General features: G+C 54.2%; 8 protein-coding genes. 4 read left to right on the top strand and 4 right to left on the bottom strand.

Annotation, left to right across the window (positions count from 1 at the left end; all coding sequences use genetic code 11):
• Positions 1 to 137: 137 nt before the first annotated feature.
• Positions 138 to 1,169: an AAA family ATPase gene (locus tag LOC67_RS10945; RefSeq protein ID WP_230262639.1), complete on the bottom strand. Its 1,032-nt coding sequence runs from the start codon at positions 1,167 to 1,169 to the stop codon at positions 138 to 140.
• Between the two features lie 356 nt (positions 1,170 to 1,525).
• Between LOC67_RS10945 and LOC67_RS10940 the strand changes: the two genes are divergently transcribed.
• Complete coding sequence (locus LOC67_RS10940; protein ID WP_230262638.1) at positions 1,526 to 3,295, top strand: ABC1 kinase family protein; 1,770 nt, start codon at positions 1,526 to 1,528, stop codon at positions 3,293 to 3,295.
• Between the two features lie 102 nt (positions 3,296 to 3,397).
• On the opposite strand, the gene LOC67_RS10935 is transcribed toward LOC67_RS10940, so the two are convergent.
• On the bottom strand, positions 3,398 to 3,736 hold the full coding sequence (locus tag LOC67_RS10935; protein WP_230262637.1) for a scaffolding protein: 339 nt from the start codon (positions 3,734 to 3,736) through the stop codon (positions 3,398 to 3,400).
• Between the two features lie 199 nt (positions 3,737 to 3,935).
• Positions 3,936 to 6,644, bottom strand: coding sequence for an aconitate hydratase AcnA (gene acnA / locus LOC67_RS10930; protein WP_230262636.1), 2,709 nt, complete (start codon positions 6,642 to 6,644; stop codon positions 3,936 to 3,938).
• 377 nt (positions 6,645 to 7,021) lie between these two features.
• Here acnA and LOC67_RS10925 point away from each other — a divergent pair, with 377 nt between their 5' ends.
• Entirely contained in the window at positions 7,022 to 8,314 is a 1,293-nt protein-coding gene (locus LOC67_RS10925) for a hypothetical protein (protein ID WP_230262635.1), read from the top strand.
• A 123-nt stretch (positions 8,315 to 8,437) separates the two neighbouring features.
• Here the strand turns inward: LOC67_RS10925 and LOC67_RS10920 are convergent, their stop codons facing one another.
• A complete protein-coding gene (locus LOC67_RS10920) occupies positions 8,438 to 9,604 on the bottom strand; it encodes a hypothetical protein (protein WP_230262634.1) in 1,167 nt (388 codons plus the stop codon).
• A 703-nt stretch (positions 9,605 to 10,307) separates the two neighbouring features.
• On the opposite strand from LOC67_RS10920, the gene LOC67_RS10915 reads away from it, so the two are divergent.
• Together LOC67_RS10915 and LOC67_RS10910 are read left to right on the top strand one after the other, a co-directional pair.
• Positions 10,308 to 13,295, top strand: coding sequence for a PD-(D/E)XK nuclease family protein (locus LOC67_RS10915; RefSeq protein ID WP_230262633.1), 2,988 nt, complete (start codon positions 10,308 to 10,310; stop codon positions 13,293 to 13,295).
• Positions 13,292 to 15,826: a UvrD-helicase domain-containing protein gene (locus LOC67_RS10910; RefSeq protein ID WP_230262632.1), complete on the top strand. Its 2,535-nt coding sequence runs from the start codon at positions 13,292 to 13,294 to the stop codon at positions 15,824 to 15,826. The genes LOC67_RS10915 and LOC67_RS10910 overlap by 4 nt, the downstream gene beginning before the upstream one ends.
• Positions 15,827 to 16,005: the final 179 nt, after the last annotated feature.

The raw sequence follows: 16,005 nt of genomic DNA, 5'->3' as shown, positions 1-16,005 counted from the left end.
CATCACGGTCCCCGTGATGCCGGGCGTTGGTTTGTTGGGGTGGGACACAGGTGCGTCACGACGGAGCGTGACGGGTACTTTGGGGACGCACCAATCGTCCCCATCACAGTCCCTGTGACGCTTCCTTCTAAACTCTCTCAGGCCTGAATCGTTGGAACGGCGATTTCGCTCACGATCTCTTGGAGCACGCTTTCGGTCGTCAATTTACGAAGCCGACTTTCGGGTTGCATGATCAATCGGTGGTTCATCACGGGCCCCAACACCCGCTTAATATCGTCCGGACTGACAAACGCTTTCCCGCGAATCGCTGCCATCGCCTGTCCGCAACGGAATAACGCGATCGACGCTCGGGGGCTTCCGCCAAGAGCTAGATCCGGATGTTGCCGCGTCTGAGAAATGATCTGCAAAAAGTACTGCCGGACTCGGGGATCAACATGAACCTTGCGGATTTCCTGTTGCGCCAAGATCAATTCCTGAGCCGTCGCGACGGCCTGCAACTTATCAACCGGATGCGTGTGCTGAAGCAAATCCAGCATACGCAACTCTTCTTCCATCGATGGGTACCCAAGACTGAAACGCATCAAAAATCGGTCGAGTTGGGCTTCTGGTAACGGGAACGTTCCTTCGTGATCGACCGGGTTTTGCGTCGCAATGACAAGAAAAGGAGCGTCTAAATCGTGCGTTGTCCCATCCACCGTGACACGAGACTCTGCCATCGCTTCCAACAGCGAAGCTTGGGTTCGCGGTGTCGCGCGATTGATTTCGTCGGCGAGAAGTATCTGCGTGAAGACAGGCCCCGGACGGAATTCAAACTCGGAGGACTTCTGATTAAAAATCGAAGTGCCAGTCACGTCACTGGGCAGCAAATCCGGTGTGCATTGAACACGCTTAAACGTGCAGCCAACACTCTTCGCCAGCGCCCGAGCCAACATGGTTTTAGCAACCCCCGGAACGTCTTCCAGTAACAGGTGTCCTCCGCTGAGCCACGCTACCAGCGAAAGAACCAACTGCTTTCGTTTGCCAACAATCGCGTGCTCGACGTTCCCGATCAGTCGCTTTGCAAGATCCGCAACTGCGGCAACATTTGCAGAGGAATTTGCTGCACTTGGGACGCCGCCTGCAGACCTGTCTTCTGGGGAGGGGGGCTCGATGGGTGGGGCTTCAGACATTCACAGGACCTGTTCTGCACCTGAAATTGGAGCGGCAGCCTATGGGCTTGGCTATTTCGGGTCTCAATATTGACTGCTACACACGACTAACACGACCGACCAATGACAACTTGGACGGGAAAGATAATCGGACGATCTAGTTTAACCGATCGATTGGCAGCTATTTTTTGCCTTTAAAACCACCGAACTTTCCCCCAGATCGAAAGAAATTCGGGCCCGTTTACAATGCAATGAAGTTCGCGTGTTCTTCAGCCGGGCTAACAGTCCAGTCTTGTTGTGCGGCGAACCGAAGTTGCACGCTAAAGCCCACATTCACAAACGCCTTGTCGAAGGCCAGTTCGCCATCGACGCCACGTATGAAAATCACCGCCATCCCACAGCTGTACCGAAACTTGCGTCGTTGGCGTGAGATTCTGGCCGTATTGCAGCGATACGGGTTGGCCGATTGGTTAAGCCAACACCAACGTTTGCCCTTTAGCCAGTGGTACAAGGATCATCGCGGGACTCCGCTGTCACAATTCAGCCGTGAAGAACGTGTGCGAATGGTACTGACGGACCTGGGGCCGTCTTTTATCAAGCTGGGGCAAATTCTGGCAGCACGCCCCGATTTGGTCGGCCTTTCGATTAGCGAAGAACTGAAAAAGTTGCGAGTCGATGTGCGACCGGACAGCATCGAAACAGTTCGAAAGTCACTGGCCGCTGAACTGGGAGACGACTACGAGGTCCACTTTCGGAGCATCGAGCCAACGCCGCTCGCTTGCGCATCGATTGGGCAAGTTCACCGCGCGGTCCTCAATGACGGCCGGTACGTCGTCATCAAAGTCCAACGGGCTGGGCTTGAAAAAATCGTCAAGCAGGACATCGAACTGCTAGGCGGTTTAGCAGACCTGGCCGAACGCGTTGAGACACTAGCCGCCTGGCGTCCCTCAGACGTTGTCCGCCAATTGGCTCCGATGATTTCCCGCGAGCTGGATTTTAGTCGGGAACGGCAGACGCTGGAACATTTCTGCGAATGGACGCAAAGACACGATTCCAAAGTCGTCATTCCAAGGCCAGTTCCAGAGCTATGCACACGACGCGTCTTGGTGATGGATGAGCTTGTTGGCCGGTCGCTGGCGGACATGCTGCAAGAACAGAAGGAAGCTCGAGCGAACGAAACTCCGAACGGCATCGCAATCAATCGCAACGGAACTGAAAACCCGATGCGTTTAGATGCCGCTAAATGTGAACAGTTCGGACAAACGATCGCTGATGTCTATCTCGCGATGATTTTCGAAGAGGGATTGTTTCATGCCGATCCTCATACAGGGAATCTATTCTGCCTAGAGGACGGACGGCTTGGGATTCTCGATTTTGGCATGACTGGCAGACTCGATGATTCCCTTCGTGAAAACATCGAAGACATGTTGTTGGCGATCTCCGGTGGAGACCAAAACCGGTTGATTCGCTTAATCCGCCGCGTCGGTGAAACACCACCAACATTGGACGAATCGGCACTGGCGATCGATGTTGCAGATTTTATCGGCACCTATGGCAGTCAGTCGATCGAACAGTTCGACTTGACGGGTGCACTAAATGCGTTGACTGACATCCTGCATCATCATTCGATCAAGCTGCCGAACCAATCAGCGTTGCTACTTAAAATGCTGATCTCGCTCGAAGGCACGTTAAGCGAACTCGGCGTGCGGTTCGATTCGATGAAAGTTGTGCAGTCGCTTGCACAAAAGACCATGATGCGTCGCTTGAGCCCACAACGACGATTGCGTCAAGCGCGGCGGATTTATCTTGAGGCCGAAAACTTTCTCGAGTCCGCACCGGATGAAGTGATCTCGATGATGCAAATGGTTCGGCGTGGTGAAGCCAGACTGACCCTCGAGCATCAAAAGCTCAGTCCCTCTGTCAACCGACTGGTGCTTGGCGTGATGGCAAGCAGCGTGTTCGTCGGATCATCGTTGATGCTGTCGCAACGAGTCCCGCCGATGTTGCAGCTCAACCTTTGGCTAGTGCAACTCGAACCGATCAGTCTGTTTGGGTTGCTCGGCGTTATGGGCAGTATCACAGTCATGCTGTGGCTGATGCTCGCGATCGCACAGAGCGGACATCTAACGCGCGACAATGACGACTGATAAAGTTACCGCTTCGCGCGATTCGAAGAAAATTCTGCAGAGACCGAGTCATACCAAAGGGTCGTTGGTCTCTGGTATGACTCGTCGGATTGAAGGCCGTTTTTAGCCTTGTGAACGCAGCATCGATGCCTTCGCCTTCGCGTCCTCGGCTTTGACGATGTACTGCTGATCTTGGGTTCCCGCCCATGCGCGTTGATAAGTCACGCTCATTGCGGTGTAGTTGAAGGGATCATTGGGCTCCAGTTCACATGCTTTTTCGCCGTGCTGGATCGCAAGGTCATGCTGACCGGTTTTGGTATAGACACGAGACAACGCCAAATGGCCTAGCACGAAGTCTTCGTCCATCCCAACGATCTCAGTCAATCCTTCGATCGCTTCTTCGTACTGTTCGTCGTCAATGAACTTTTCGACTTCGTTGTACCGTGCGTGAATATCACTCATTACTTATTTCCCAAATCTCACTTTCTGGTTCTAAACGTCAGGGTGGCCAAGTCGGCTACCGACGACCGATGCCAAACGCGGGGAACGTTGACATCGCTTGTGTTTGATGCGACATCGGCCGGCAAGTTACCGGCCGATAATCAGAATTAGCTACTAGCATCGCTTCAGTCGATCACATGATTGCGTGATCGTTTGGCGATTAAATGTCTGCGAGGTTACGGAGGACAGTCGGAAGAATGCCACCGTTTCGGTAGTACTGCAACTCGACAGGTGTATCGATTCGGACGATACAGTCGAACTTCGTCACATCACCGTTCGCGGCCGTTGCAGTGACAGAGATAGTGCTACGAGGTTCAAGTTCTTCAGACAGGTCTGGGATGTCGAAGGTTTCTTCGCCATTGAGTCCCAGCTTTTGCCAAGTTTGTCCTTCAGCAAATTCCAGAGGCAGAACGCCCATCCCGACCAAATTGCTGCGGTGAATACGTTCATAGCTGGCCGCGATCACGGCTTTAACGCCGAGAAGCATGGTGCCTTTGGCGGCCCAGTCGCGGCTACTGCCGGTTCCGTATTCGGTGCCAGCGAGCACCACAAGTGGTGTGCCTTCGGATTGGTACCGCATCGATGCGTCGTAAATGCTGGTGACCTCGTCGGTTGGCAAATACCGTGTGTATCCGCCTTCGGTGCCTTGGGCCAGTTGGTTGCGAATTCGAATATTTGCGAAGGTTCCGCGAACCATCACGCGATCGTTTCCGCGACGTGATCCAAAGCTATTGAATTCGACAACGGGGACGCCTGAATCTTGCAGATAGCTTCCGGCAGGTCCGTCGCTGGCGATGGCACCGGCTGGCGAAATGTGGTCGGTCGTTACGGAATCATTCAGCAATACCAGGCAGCGGGCACCTTCGATCGGAGCGATTTTTGGATCGGCATCTTTGGTAACGTGATCCAAGAATGGCGGATGATGGATGTAGGTACTGTCATCACTCCAGGGGTAAATCGCGCCCTCTGCGGCATCGATTTTGTTCCAAAGCTCGTTGCCAGCAACGGCAGCACCGTATTCTTTGGTGAACATCTCTGGATCGATCGAAGTCTTGATCGTGTCACGAATCTCTTCGGCAGTCGGCCAGACATCTTTCAGGAATACGTCGCTGCCATCAGAACCCTGTCCGAGCGGTTCGGTATTGAGATCGATATCCGTCGTTCCGGCCAAAGCATAAGCGACCACAAGTGGCGGACTGGCCAAATAGTTGGCTTTGGTTAGCGGGTTGACGCGACCTTCGAAGTTACGGTTGCCGCTCAGTACGGCAGACGCGACCAAGTCACCCTGTTTGATTGCCTTGGCAACCGGTTCAGGCAACGGCCCGCTATTGCCAATGCACGTGGTGCAACCGTAGCCGACGGTGTTGAATCCGAGTTGATCCAGAGCCTCCGTCAAACCGGCTTTGTTCAAGTAATCGGTGACAACGCGCGAGCCCGGTGCCAAGCTAGTCTTCACGTGAGAAGCAACCTTCAAACCGCGTTCGGCAGCTTTCTTGGCCAACAGACCGGCACCAATCATCACCGATGGGTTGCTGGTGTTGGTACACGATGTAATTGCGGCGATGACCACAGCACCGTGAGTGATTTCGGTCGATTGACCGTTGTTTTCGACAGTGCCTTTGCGATCGAGTGCCGAAGGCTCCAATCCGAATCCGGTCTTTCCTACCGGAGCGGTCAAAGATTCGTTGAAGGCCTCTTTCATTCCGGCCAGTGCGATACGGTCCTGCGGACGCTTAGGCCCGGCCAAACTTGGTTCGACCGTCGAAAGGTCCAGCGACAGTGTCTTGGTGTAATTCAATGGCGAGTCGCCATCGTTGCGGAACAGGCCTTGTTCCTTACAGTATCGTTCAACCAGTTCGATCGAAGATTTGCTTCGTCCGGTTTGACGCAGGTATTCAAGCGTCAGGTTGTCCACGGGGAAGAAGCCCATCGTGGCACCGTATTCGGGAGCCATATTCGCGATCGTTGCGCGGTCAGCAACACTCATCGCGTTCATGCCGTCGCCGAAGAACTCCACAAACTTGCCGACAACGCCTTCGGCACGCAGGATTTCGACGACTCGCAGAACCATGTCAGTGGCGGTTGCACCCGATGGCAGCTGCCCTGTCAATTCGAAGCCGATCACTTCGGGCATCAGCATGTATAGCGGCTGGCCCAACATGTTTGCCTCGGCCTCAATACCGCCGACGCCCCAGCCCAAAACGCCAAGGCCGTTGATCATCGTGGTGTGGCTGTCGGTACCGACCAACGAATCGGGAACCGCAACAGGTCCGTCAGCGGTGTCGACCAACGCGACAACGCGAGCGAGGTATTCCAAGTTGACTTGGTGAACGATTCCCACGTTAGGTGGGACAACACCGAAGTTATCAAATGCTTGTTGGCCCCATTTCAAGAATTCGTAGCGTTCGCGGTTTCGCTCGAATTCGATTTCGACGTTCTTTGCCAGCGAGCTATCGCTGCCGAAATAATCAACCTGAACGCTGTGGTCGATGACCAAGTCAACGGGAATCAGCGGGTTGATTTTGTTGGGATCACCTCCGATACGCTGCATCGCCGAACGCATCGCTGCAAGGTCGACGACCGCGGGGACGCCGGTGAAGTCTTGAAGGACAACACGGTATGGCTTGAAAGGAAGTTCTTGCTTTGCTGGGTCGGCTGCGTTCCAGGCCGCCATGTTCTTGACGTCTTGCTCGCTAACGGAAAATCCATCGCAATTCCGCAGCACCGACTCCAACAGGACTCGGATCGAAAATGGCATCCGATCGATTTGACCTAAACCCGCATCTTGCAACTTACTCAATCGATAGATCGTTGCTTTACCTTCACCGGTTTCAAATTGATCGCGTACGTTAAACGGGTCAGAACTCACTGCGTTTATCTCTCTGGATGAATCTGGCGGGTTAGTGAATGCAGTTCGATCGGGACCGAACCGGCCCGGCAAGTTAGCAGTTTATCGCGTCCGGACAGATTAGTCGCCCCCAGCACCGATCTGGATTGCAAGGATCCGACAACGGCCAATAGCGGGCCAATAAGGGGGGGCGAATGAACAGTTTCGATTCGCAGTCAGCCTCAGACACAGACATTTCGGAACGATTTACCGGAAAACCGGCCGGTGCACGACGCCGCCCCCCTGTTAAACGGGGCAAGATGCAAACTGTATTCCGGAAGTTCCGTTTCTTTTGCTGAGCCTGAGTCTCGGACGTCGATAAGCCTTCGCGGAAACGTCATCTATTTCGAGGTTATCGAATGTATCAAGCATCCCGTCCTTTACTTCGCCGACGCGAATTGCAAAGCAAGCTATTCGATCGCGGCACACGGCAGTCGACTCCTTTCCGACAGTGGTGCAAAACCCTAGGACTCACCGCGGGATTCTTAGGCGGTTTGGCCATGCCGACGGTACACGCCGATACGCCATGCGATACGTACGAACCGTCCTGCGGTGCGGGCCTTTGCGATTGTGGCTCCTGCGGGCTTGGCCATACGGAGCTATTTACAGCTGCTGGTTGCGACGATGCCGGCTGCGATTCGTGCGGCCCACGTCGCCCTCACAATCCACTGTTTGCGACGCTGGACAAGTTTGCTGGCGGGATCGAGAAAACATTGGGACTGGATAAGTGCAAATGCGTCCCGGCTGCAAAAGCGTGCAAGTGCGGCGTCAGTCACTCGCATGCGTATCCCGTGGAAATGATCCCGAGCGTTCCCGGTGAAGCAGCGCCGCTGAAGCCGTTGCAAATTCCCGCATCGCCAAAGCAACACTCCGCAGCACCATCGCTGCCAAGCGTTCCACCAACCGAGGTTCCCTCCGAAGATCCACCGTCGACCGAGCCTAACTTGCGTCCGACACCTCCACGGATCATCGATAGCGAACCGAATACTGTGGAACCGCCTGCTGCCGAATCTGTACCGCAGCCAAGCCAGACGATGCCGGAACCGGCCGAAACATTGCCTCCGAAGATTACGCCTTCGACGCCCGAACCACCGGCGCCGCTGCAAATTGCGCCTCAAGAAGTTCTGCCGGAACCGACCGAACCGGAAACGATGCTCCCCGAAACACCGTTTGGTGATCCAGCTTTGCCAGACCCTGCGATGCCGGATTCGGCTTTGCCGTTACCTGAAATGAACGATTCGCCAAACACAACGCCCAGCATTCCGACGCCTAGCGACGACCTGGATAGCATTTTCAACGAACCGGCGACTCCGCCAGCCGAGTCGGCAACACCACCTGCAACGCCTCAACCCGAAAAGTCACCTTTTGACATTTTGGACGAAGAGCTGAACAACTTGGATGACCCGTTCAGCGAAGATGCTCGAAACCTGCGTCAACCCTATCGACCTGTTCGTCCAGTCGGCGTCCGGTCATCGTCGTTCGAACGGCCAAGCTCTGCCAAACCGATCGGAAGCGGACTTCGACCGGCGTCAAATCTGCGGCCGATTTCCTCGCCAGCACTGTTGAAGCCGGTCAGCCACGAAGAGCCCATCAACCAATTGTCGCCGCTTGGCGGAGGCGGTCAGCTGACACCTTATCGCGCTCGCCGCTAGACGCTCTCGCAGGATTGCTCTGCCTACCAATCGGCAGGGCAATGAAGGTGGTGGGCGACTGGATCATGGTTCATTCGCCCATTCAATCTCCGGCCCGTTTAAAGCTGCTGCTTCAGAACACCACTAATTTTCAGAGCCGCCATCGGGTGAATCCGGCTGGCGGCTTTTTCGTAGCATCACGCTGACGCGCTCGAGCACCGCGCGATCTTCTGGAGACAAAGCATCGGTCCCATGCTGGCTGACAATTTCAAGGATTTCGTCAAGCCTAGCTGCATCAACAGCTTCTTCACGTTCCTTTTGCAGAACCGCGATCGCCCGCTTTCGTTTGCGATGCATCCGAACGGATTCCAAAGTCTTGCCAACGATCCCAGGCTGTGGCTTCTGATTGGTATGAAAGTCCTCCAGGCTCAAAACCGGACTATCTGATTGATCAAATCGAGCGACCTCGACTGACCGAATCCAAGCCAACAAGTCTCGACGCCCCGACGACTGCCATAGCAACAAAGACAGCACAACGAGCACCGGCCATCGCGCCACGTTCTCTTTAGGCTCCACCAGCATGACCGATAACGCGATCATGATCGTGATGATGGAAACCAGCTGAATCGTTCGGCGAACCAGCTTTAGCTTGAAATCCTCGCCTGATTCCGCCGCAAATAACACCAATGCGGAAACCATCGCGCCACGCCCTAGACAACGAGGCATCGGATAGGTCTGACATACAGCTTGGCACCAGAACAACCATGTAGCTGTCAGATAAATATTCTTGATTGACCCTAAACCGAATCCTGGCGTTCGCAACGTCTCCATCCAGACTGAATAGCTAGACAGAGGCAACCCTTGTCCGTACATGTGCACGGCAAGACAGCCAACTCCGAAGATCAGCAAGCCGGCAAAGCATGTTGCGGAGACAAGCACATTGGTCATCGCGCTCCAGCAAATCGGCCGCGACAATGGATACCCAACTTCGACGCCGAGGATTCCAATCGTCAGAACGTCACTTCGAGCAATCGAGGACAGCTGACAAAAGAAGAATACCAGTAACTGCACGAGCCAACCGGTCATCCAAAACGCGATCGCAGCAGTCGCGATCACCGGCAAGTCCGCCTCGCCTTGTCGATATTGAACCGTCGTGATTAAGACGGCGAGGATCGCGAGGGTAAAGAAAACACTGTAACTGACGTACAGGCGTATCCCCGCAATCCTGCCAACCGGAACCGACCAATGGTCCGCCGGTGGGCTGTCGAGTGGTCCTTGTGGATTTTGCGAATCGAGGTCGAACGCTTGCATCGTGTCGCGGGATACAATTCGCCTATTGGCCCAAGAGCCTAAGCGTCGGAAGGTTGCGGTTCAGGGCGATAGCACCACGCCGATACGAATCCTATTCGACTTATCGAACTCTCGATCTCGTCAGCTGGTTGACTTGATCAATTGCCTGTCACTCGACTATCCGCCTCCGACAGTACATCCTGGTGCACCACCCTGGGAATTATACGGTTTACCCGCCTTAAAGCGATCTCGGAAATCGCGGATGATTCTGAAAATCCTGTCCGATAGCCGCCTCGGCATCCGATCCCCACATCCCTTGGCATTTCTGTTCGTGTTTCGCAGCATTGCATGTGGGACTGAGCACCGCGGGAAATCAACTCGCATCCCTTTCGAATTTGGCTCTTGATCCATCGCTGACGTCGTTTTCGTTCGCCACCCGTTCACGATTGATGACCGATCCGGATAAGATTCGGACCTAATGTGTCCGCTTCAACGCCGAAAACGCTTTCAAACGATCCGTTCTTCGTATTGCCGCGACGATGCGGTTCGGCATCAGCCCGGATGATTCCGATCCGCTACAGGCAAACAGCAAGCATCTTTAAGACTCGCCACGACCACATTCAACGGGTTTGCCGCGATTCGAACACTGGCGTATCAGCCGATGCTTTGCGGAAGAACAATTATTTAACACGCTCAATTTGATGGGGGAACAAGGTCAGTGGCAATGGAACTGTTCCGAGACCTTTTGTTTCAAAAATATTTCCTCGGTTGGGATCGTCCCCTGCCCACGACTGCTGCACAGTGGCTCGTGGACCAATTCCGAGTCGGCAAATCACTCGATCTAGGCAATCGTTTGTGTGTCCTTCCGACCACGCAGACCGCAGTCCGTTTGGACGAATTGTTGCGTGGTGTAGCCCTGCAGGACGGACTGAGATATTCCCCACCCAAAATCATCACGGCAGGTGAACTGCCCGAAAGGCTCTACGAACCTGAAAAGCCGATCGCGATCGAGTTCGAACAAACGCTCGCGTGGGCTCGTGTGCTGCAAAAGCAACCCGACGAGAAGCTGGCACCGTTGATGCCGACCTTGCCAGAATCGGATTCGTTCGCACCCTGGTTGGAAATTGCAGGTACCCTGCGGCGTCTTTCAACTGACTTGGCGTCCCACAACGTCGAGTTCGCTGACGTACTCGATAAGGTACATACGCCAGCCGAACGTGTACGCTGGGAACTGCTGCAAACTCTTCACGAAACCTATCTTGGTGAATTGTCGCGAGCTGGTCTTTCCGATCCCTTTCAGCAAAGGCAGCTGGCGATCAAAAAACGTCGCATCCGTTTTCATCAATCTCTTGTATTGATCGGGACAAGTGACCTAAACGAATCGATCGCGGCCATGGTCAAGGAGGCCGAAGGCGAAGTCACCGTTCTGATCGCGGCTCCGCAGAAACGAGAACATGACTTTGATCATCTTGGGCGCATCAAAACCGAAGCGTTTCTCCATGATGAACTTCCGCTGCACGACAACCAGTTGGTCGCCAGTGGCGATATCTCTGATCAGTCGTTGGTCGCAGCCGACCTTGTCCGCCAACTTTGTCAGACCTATTCGAAAAAACAAATCACGGTCGGTCTAACAGACCATTCACAATTGGCTCCGGTCGAGATCGAACTGGAAGACAATTCACTTTCCAGTTACAGGCATGCGGGGTGGACCGTCGCACAAACGGGGCCTGGAAAACTGATTCAGCTTCTGACCCGGCTTGTCGCCCGTCCAACTTGGCAGTCTCTTTCCGCGTTCGTTCGGCACCACGACGTGCATGCTTGGATTTCGAAACAATCCGAATCGAAGAAAGACTTCCTAATCGACATCGACAAACTTCTGGCCGACCATTTTCCGATCGATGTCGCCGATTCATTGCCCGCGTTTGCGATCAAGTCGCACCCTGTTGCGATCGACGTTCGTGACCGTGTTGTCCAGTGGCTGCACTCTTTTTTGCCGCCCAATCTGCTTGCCGATAGCGCACCGGAATTGATCACCGGCAGAGCCAGAAAGACGCGGCGTCCGCCCATCGAGCAATCGTCTCCCATTAGCGTTTGGAGCGAGCGACTTCGCGACTGGTTACACGACGTCTACTCATCTTCGCAGACGTCACCGACGGATCAGAACGATGAAAACGATCTACCGCAGTCGGAGACATTTGCACCAGAGGTCGCTCCGACGCAGCAATCGTTGTTGCCGCATCGGCAACTGACCGATCAGGCGGCCAAAAAGGTCGATGAGCTGTTGCTGCGATTCACGGAATTGAACGGGCGGCTGGATGTCAACGTCAGCCCCGCGATGGCTTTGGAAACCATCTCTGCACGATTGGCCGACTTGAGGGTTTCCATGGAGCGTCCTGATTCGGATGTTGAACCTCCGATCAACCTTCACGGTTGGCTGGACCTCGCGATGGATGACGCACCCGCCCTGATCGTCGTAGGATTTAATCACCCCTTCGTTCCAGGCGCGGTAACCAACGATCCGTTTCTGCCTGGATCACTTCGCAGCGAATTACGACTGGCTGACAACGATCGACGCTACGCGCGTGACATCTATGCGATGCATCTGATCCTTCACTCGCGGGATCATGTCAGATTTGTTGTCGGATCAAATGCGGCCGATGGTTCGCCAACACCACCTAGCCGCCTGCTGTCGGCCGCGCCCGCCGAAGCGGTTGCACGACGAATTCGGCTTCTGCTGGGCACGCACGCTCCACCAACCACCAACCCATTTGGATCACACCAACCACGAAGCGTTTCGGACCTGGGTGTGCCTGTTGTTGACGTCAGCGAATGCCCAATCGATTCGATGAGTGTGACCGCATTCAAATCGTATCTGGAATGTCCCTATCGTTTCTACCTGCGTCATGTTCTGGGCTTAAAACCTCTCGATGACGCGTCTGGGGAACTGGCCGCCAATCAATTCGGTGACCTCGTCCATGGCGCCTTGGAAAACTTTGGGCTCTCCAAAGACAAAGGCGAAACATCCGAATCGCGCATCTATGACGCATTACTTCATCATTTGGAAGACTATGCCAAACAACGGTACGGTTCGAAGGTCCGCAGTGCGGTCCAAATGCAAATCAGCCAAGCACAGCGGCGACTAAAATTCGTCGCCCAATCGCAGGCCAAGCGGATTGGCGAAGGCTGGCAAATTCATGCTACAGAAGCTTCGGTAAATCCCTCGATGGGTGCCGCGATCGAAGTCGATGGCAAGAAGATGGGACTCAAAGGTCGCTTCGATCGAATTGATTTCCATCCCGAACTGAATCGTTGGGCCATCCTTGATTACAAAACGCATGGCAGCCCCCCAGAAAAGAAACACCTTCGCCGCAAAGGCGAATCAGGAAAAGACAACTGGATCGATTTGCAGTTGCCTCTTTATCGTGAAATGATCCCGTACTTGGGAATCGAAGTCCCGCGTGACGAAGTCGAACTCGGATACTTCAATGTCAGCGACAAAGAAGAAGAAACGAAAATCAACTTGGCTAGCTTTTCAACAGAGCAACTTGATGCGGCAAGCGAATTGATCCGAGACTGCATCCGAAACATATTCGCGTGCAAGTTCGAGCCGACCGAGGAGATGGTGCTGTACGATGACTATGAAATGATTTTGCAGACCGGCGTTCCGACACGAATGCTTTCACGGATGGATGACGAGGAGGTCGGAGTATGACTGCCAAAGTAGTTCAAGAGACGCAGCAAGCGAAAGACATTTTCCATGACGGGCGATTGCCACCGATGCTAGTGCGTGCATCGGCAGGCACAGGAAAGACCTATCGATTGTCGGCGCGGATGATGCAGATCCTGCTTCAAGGCGCCGCACCACAATCGGTCCTCGCGACGACGTTTACTCGTAAAGCTGCAGGCGAAATTCTAGATCGAATTCTGCTGACCCTCGCCAACGCAGGCGACCCCGAAAACGAAGCCGCGCTCAATGACCTTCGACAACAAGTCGGTATTAAGACGCTGCAGCGAAATACGTGCCTGCAGCTGGTCAAGAAGCTGGTGTCGCACATCCATCGACTTAGGATTTGCACACTCGACAGTTTGTTCACACAACTGGCCAAGTCCTTTCCCTTTGAATTGGAATTGCCTCCCGCTTGGCGTTTGACTGACGAAATCGAAGAGGTCTGGCTTCGCGAACGCGCGATCGATTCGGTCATCGCGTCGCTAAAACCGTCGGAGCTTTCGACATTGCTTTCGATGCTTAGCAAAGGCGAAACGAAACGTTCCGTCGTTCGTGAGCTGGATTCGGTCGTTACCGGTGCTTATCAACTTTCTCGTCGCGCGGCCACCGACGCCTGGCAACAAGTCGACGCACCAACGGCCCCTGATGACAAGATTATGCAACAGGCGATCGCGACATTTCGATGTGCCGAGCCTCCGCAAAAGTCCATCCGCAAAAAGCTTGACGATGTCTCCGATTTGATGGAACAAGGCGAGTACGACTCGTTGGGCAACGAACGATTGATCCATAACTACGCCAAGGCGAAGGCTTGCGGTGAACCCGTAAAATTTGGCCGGTCAGCTTTGCCCGACGGCTTGGACACTGCCCTCGGCGCACTTTACGCTGCGGTCAGAAGCAGGATGCTGTCCCGTTTGCACGCCCAAAACGAAGCAACCGGCGAAATACTTGCGTTCTATAACGGCACGATCACGCAATTGAAACAAGCCAATCGCACATTGGGCTTTGACGACATTGCGATCCGTCTTGCAAACTTCTTTGGTTCCGTCGACTACCAAACGTTGAACCGACGGATGGACGGGGCGATTGATCACTTGCTGCTCGATGAGTTCCAAGACACCTCGCCAGCCCAATGGCAAGTCTTGCGTCCCTTGGCACTACGCAGTTCAGACCAGACCGTCGATCAACAATCATCTGCTGAAGATGCGATTGCGCGTTCGTTCTTCTGCGTCGGTGATACAAAGCAGGCAATCTATGGATGGCGAGGCGGAGTTGCAGAGATCTTTAATGCTGTGGACGACGAAATCCCTGGTGTCAAATCGATCGAACAGAACACCAGTTTCCGCAGCAGTCCCGTCATTATGGACTTCGTCAATGACGTATTCAAAAACCTGACTCGTCACGAAATCGCCGATCCGCCCGAAGACCCGCTGGAAACGGAAAAAGCAACTTACGAGGCTGAAGCCATTCGTAAATTCGCAAGCGATTTCCCAACCCATGTCGCGTTCAAAGAAAACCTTCCCGGCTACGTCCGATTTGAAACCTGCCAGAAAATCGCGGGGCCAAAGTCTGCTCCCAAAACAGCAGCTTGCTTTGAACTTGCCGCCGAACAGATCGTTCAACTCAATCAATCCGCTCCCGATAAAAGTATCGGCGTGTTGACTCGAACCAATCGCGCGGTCGCCAATCTGATTTTCATTTTGCAGTCACGTGGCGTGGACGTCAGCCAAGAAGGCGGAAACCCATTGGTCGATTCCGCCGCTGTTGAACTCGTCCTGTCTGCTTTGATGATGAGCGAGCATCCCGGTGACGGACGCTGGAAATACCATGTGCAAAGCTCGCCTGTCACAGAACTAAAAAACCTGGAACCCAACCAAGTTCGTGAATTACTGACCGAACTGGGTCTTGCGCGAACGGTTCGAAAACTGGCGGGTTTGATCGCACCGCACTGCGATGCGCGAGATCTTCAGCGATTAAAACAACTCACGCAGTTGACCATCAACTTTGAACCCAACGCCACTCCCCGAGTCCGCGACTTCGTGCGAATGGTACGGGAAAAACGCATCGAACGGCCTCAAGCGGCACCGGTCCGTGTGATGACAGTCCACCAGTCCAAAGGTCTCGAGTTTGACGCGGTAATTCTTCCGGAACTCGATGGCAGCCTTTCCGGGCAACCTCCCCTTTACCTCGCTGATGCACCGACCATCGGTCAACCGCCTCGCGCGCTGTCACGATTCTTAAACAAGGAAGCTTGGCACTTCCTAGACCCGCAATGGCGACAGGCATTCGGCAAACACTCCGCCGCCAAAATTACCGAAACGCTGTGTTTGATGTACGTCGCAATCACGCGTGCACGGCAGTCCCTGTACATGGTCACTCATCCATCTAAAACGGAATCCAAGACGATGGCGGCGTTGATCCATGCCGCCTTGGGCACCGACAGCCATTTGGGAGACGGCGAATCGGTGCTGTTCGAAAAAGGCGAATCTGACTGGTATGCGGATAAACCGTCGCGATAGCGATACCCTGCTTACCCAAATTCACTGCCGTCGCCGAAGTCCCATAAAGTATGGTGCGTCATACCCTAGCCGTACTACCGCCCCACCCATGTTCTGAGATACTGCTACGGAGACACCGCTGACTTGAGAATTTGGATCAACACCGCCTGGATTGGCTAAAACGCAACCATAGAAGGCGA

The sequence above is a fragment of the Stieleria sp. JC731 genome, from assembly GCF_020966635.1.
Lineage (GTDB): Bacteria > Planctomycetota > Planctomycetia > Pirellulales > Pirellulaceae > Stieleria.
This window is presented reverse-complemented; position numbering and strand designations above follow the sequence as displayed.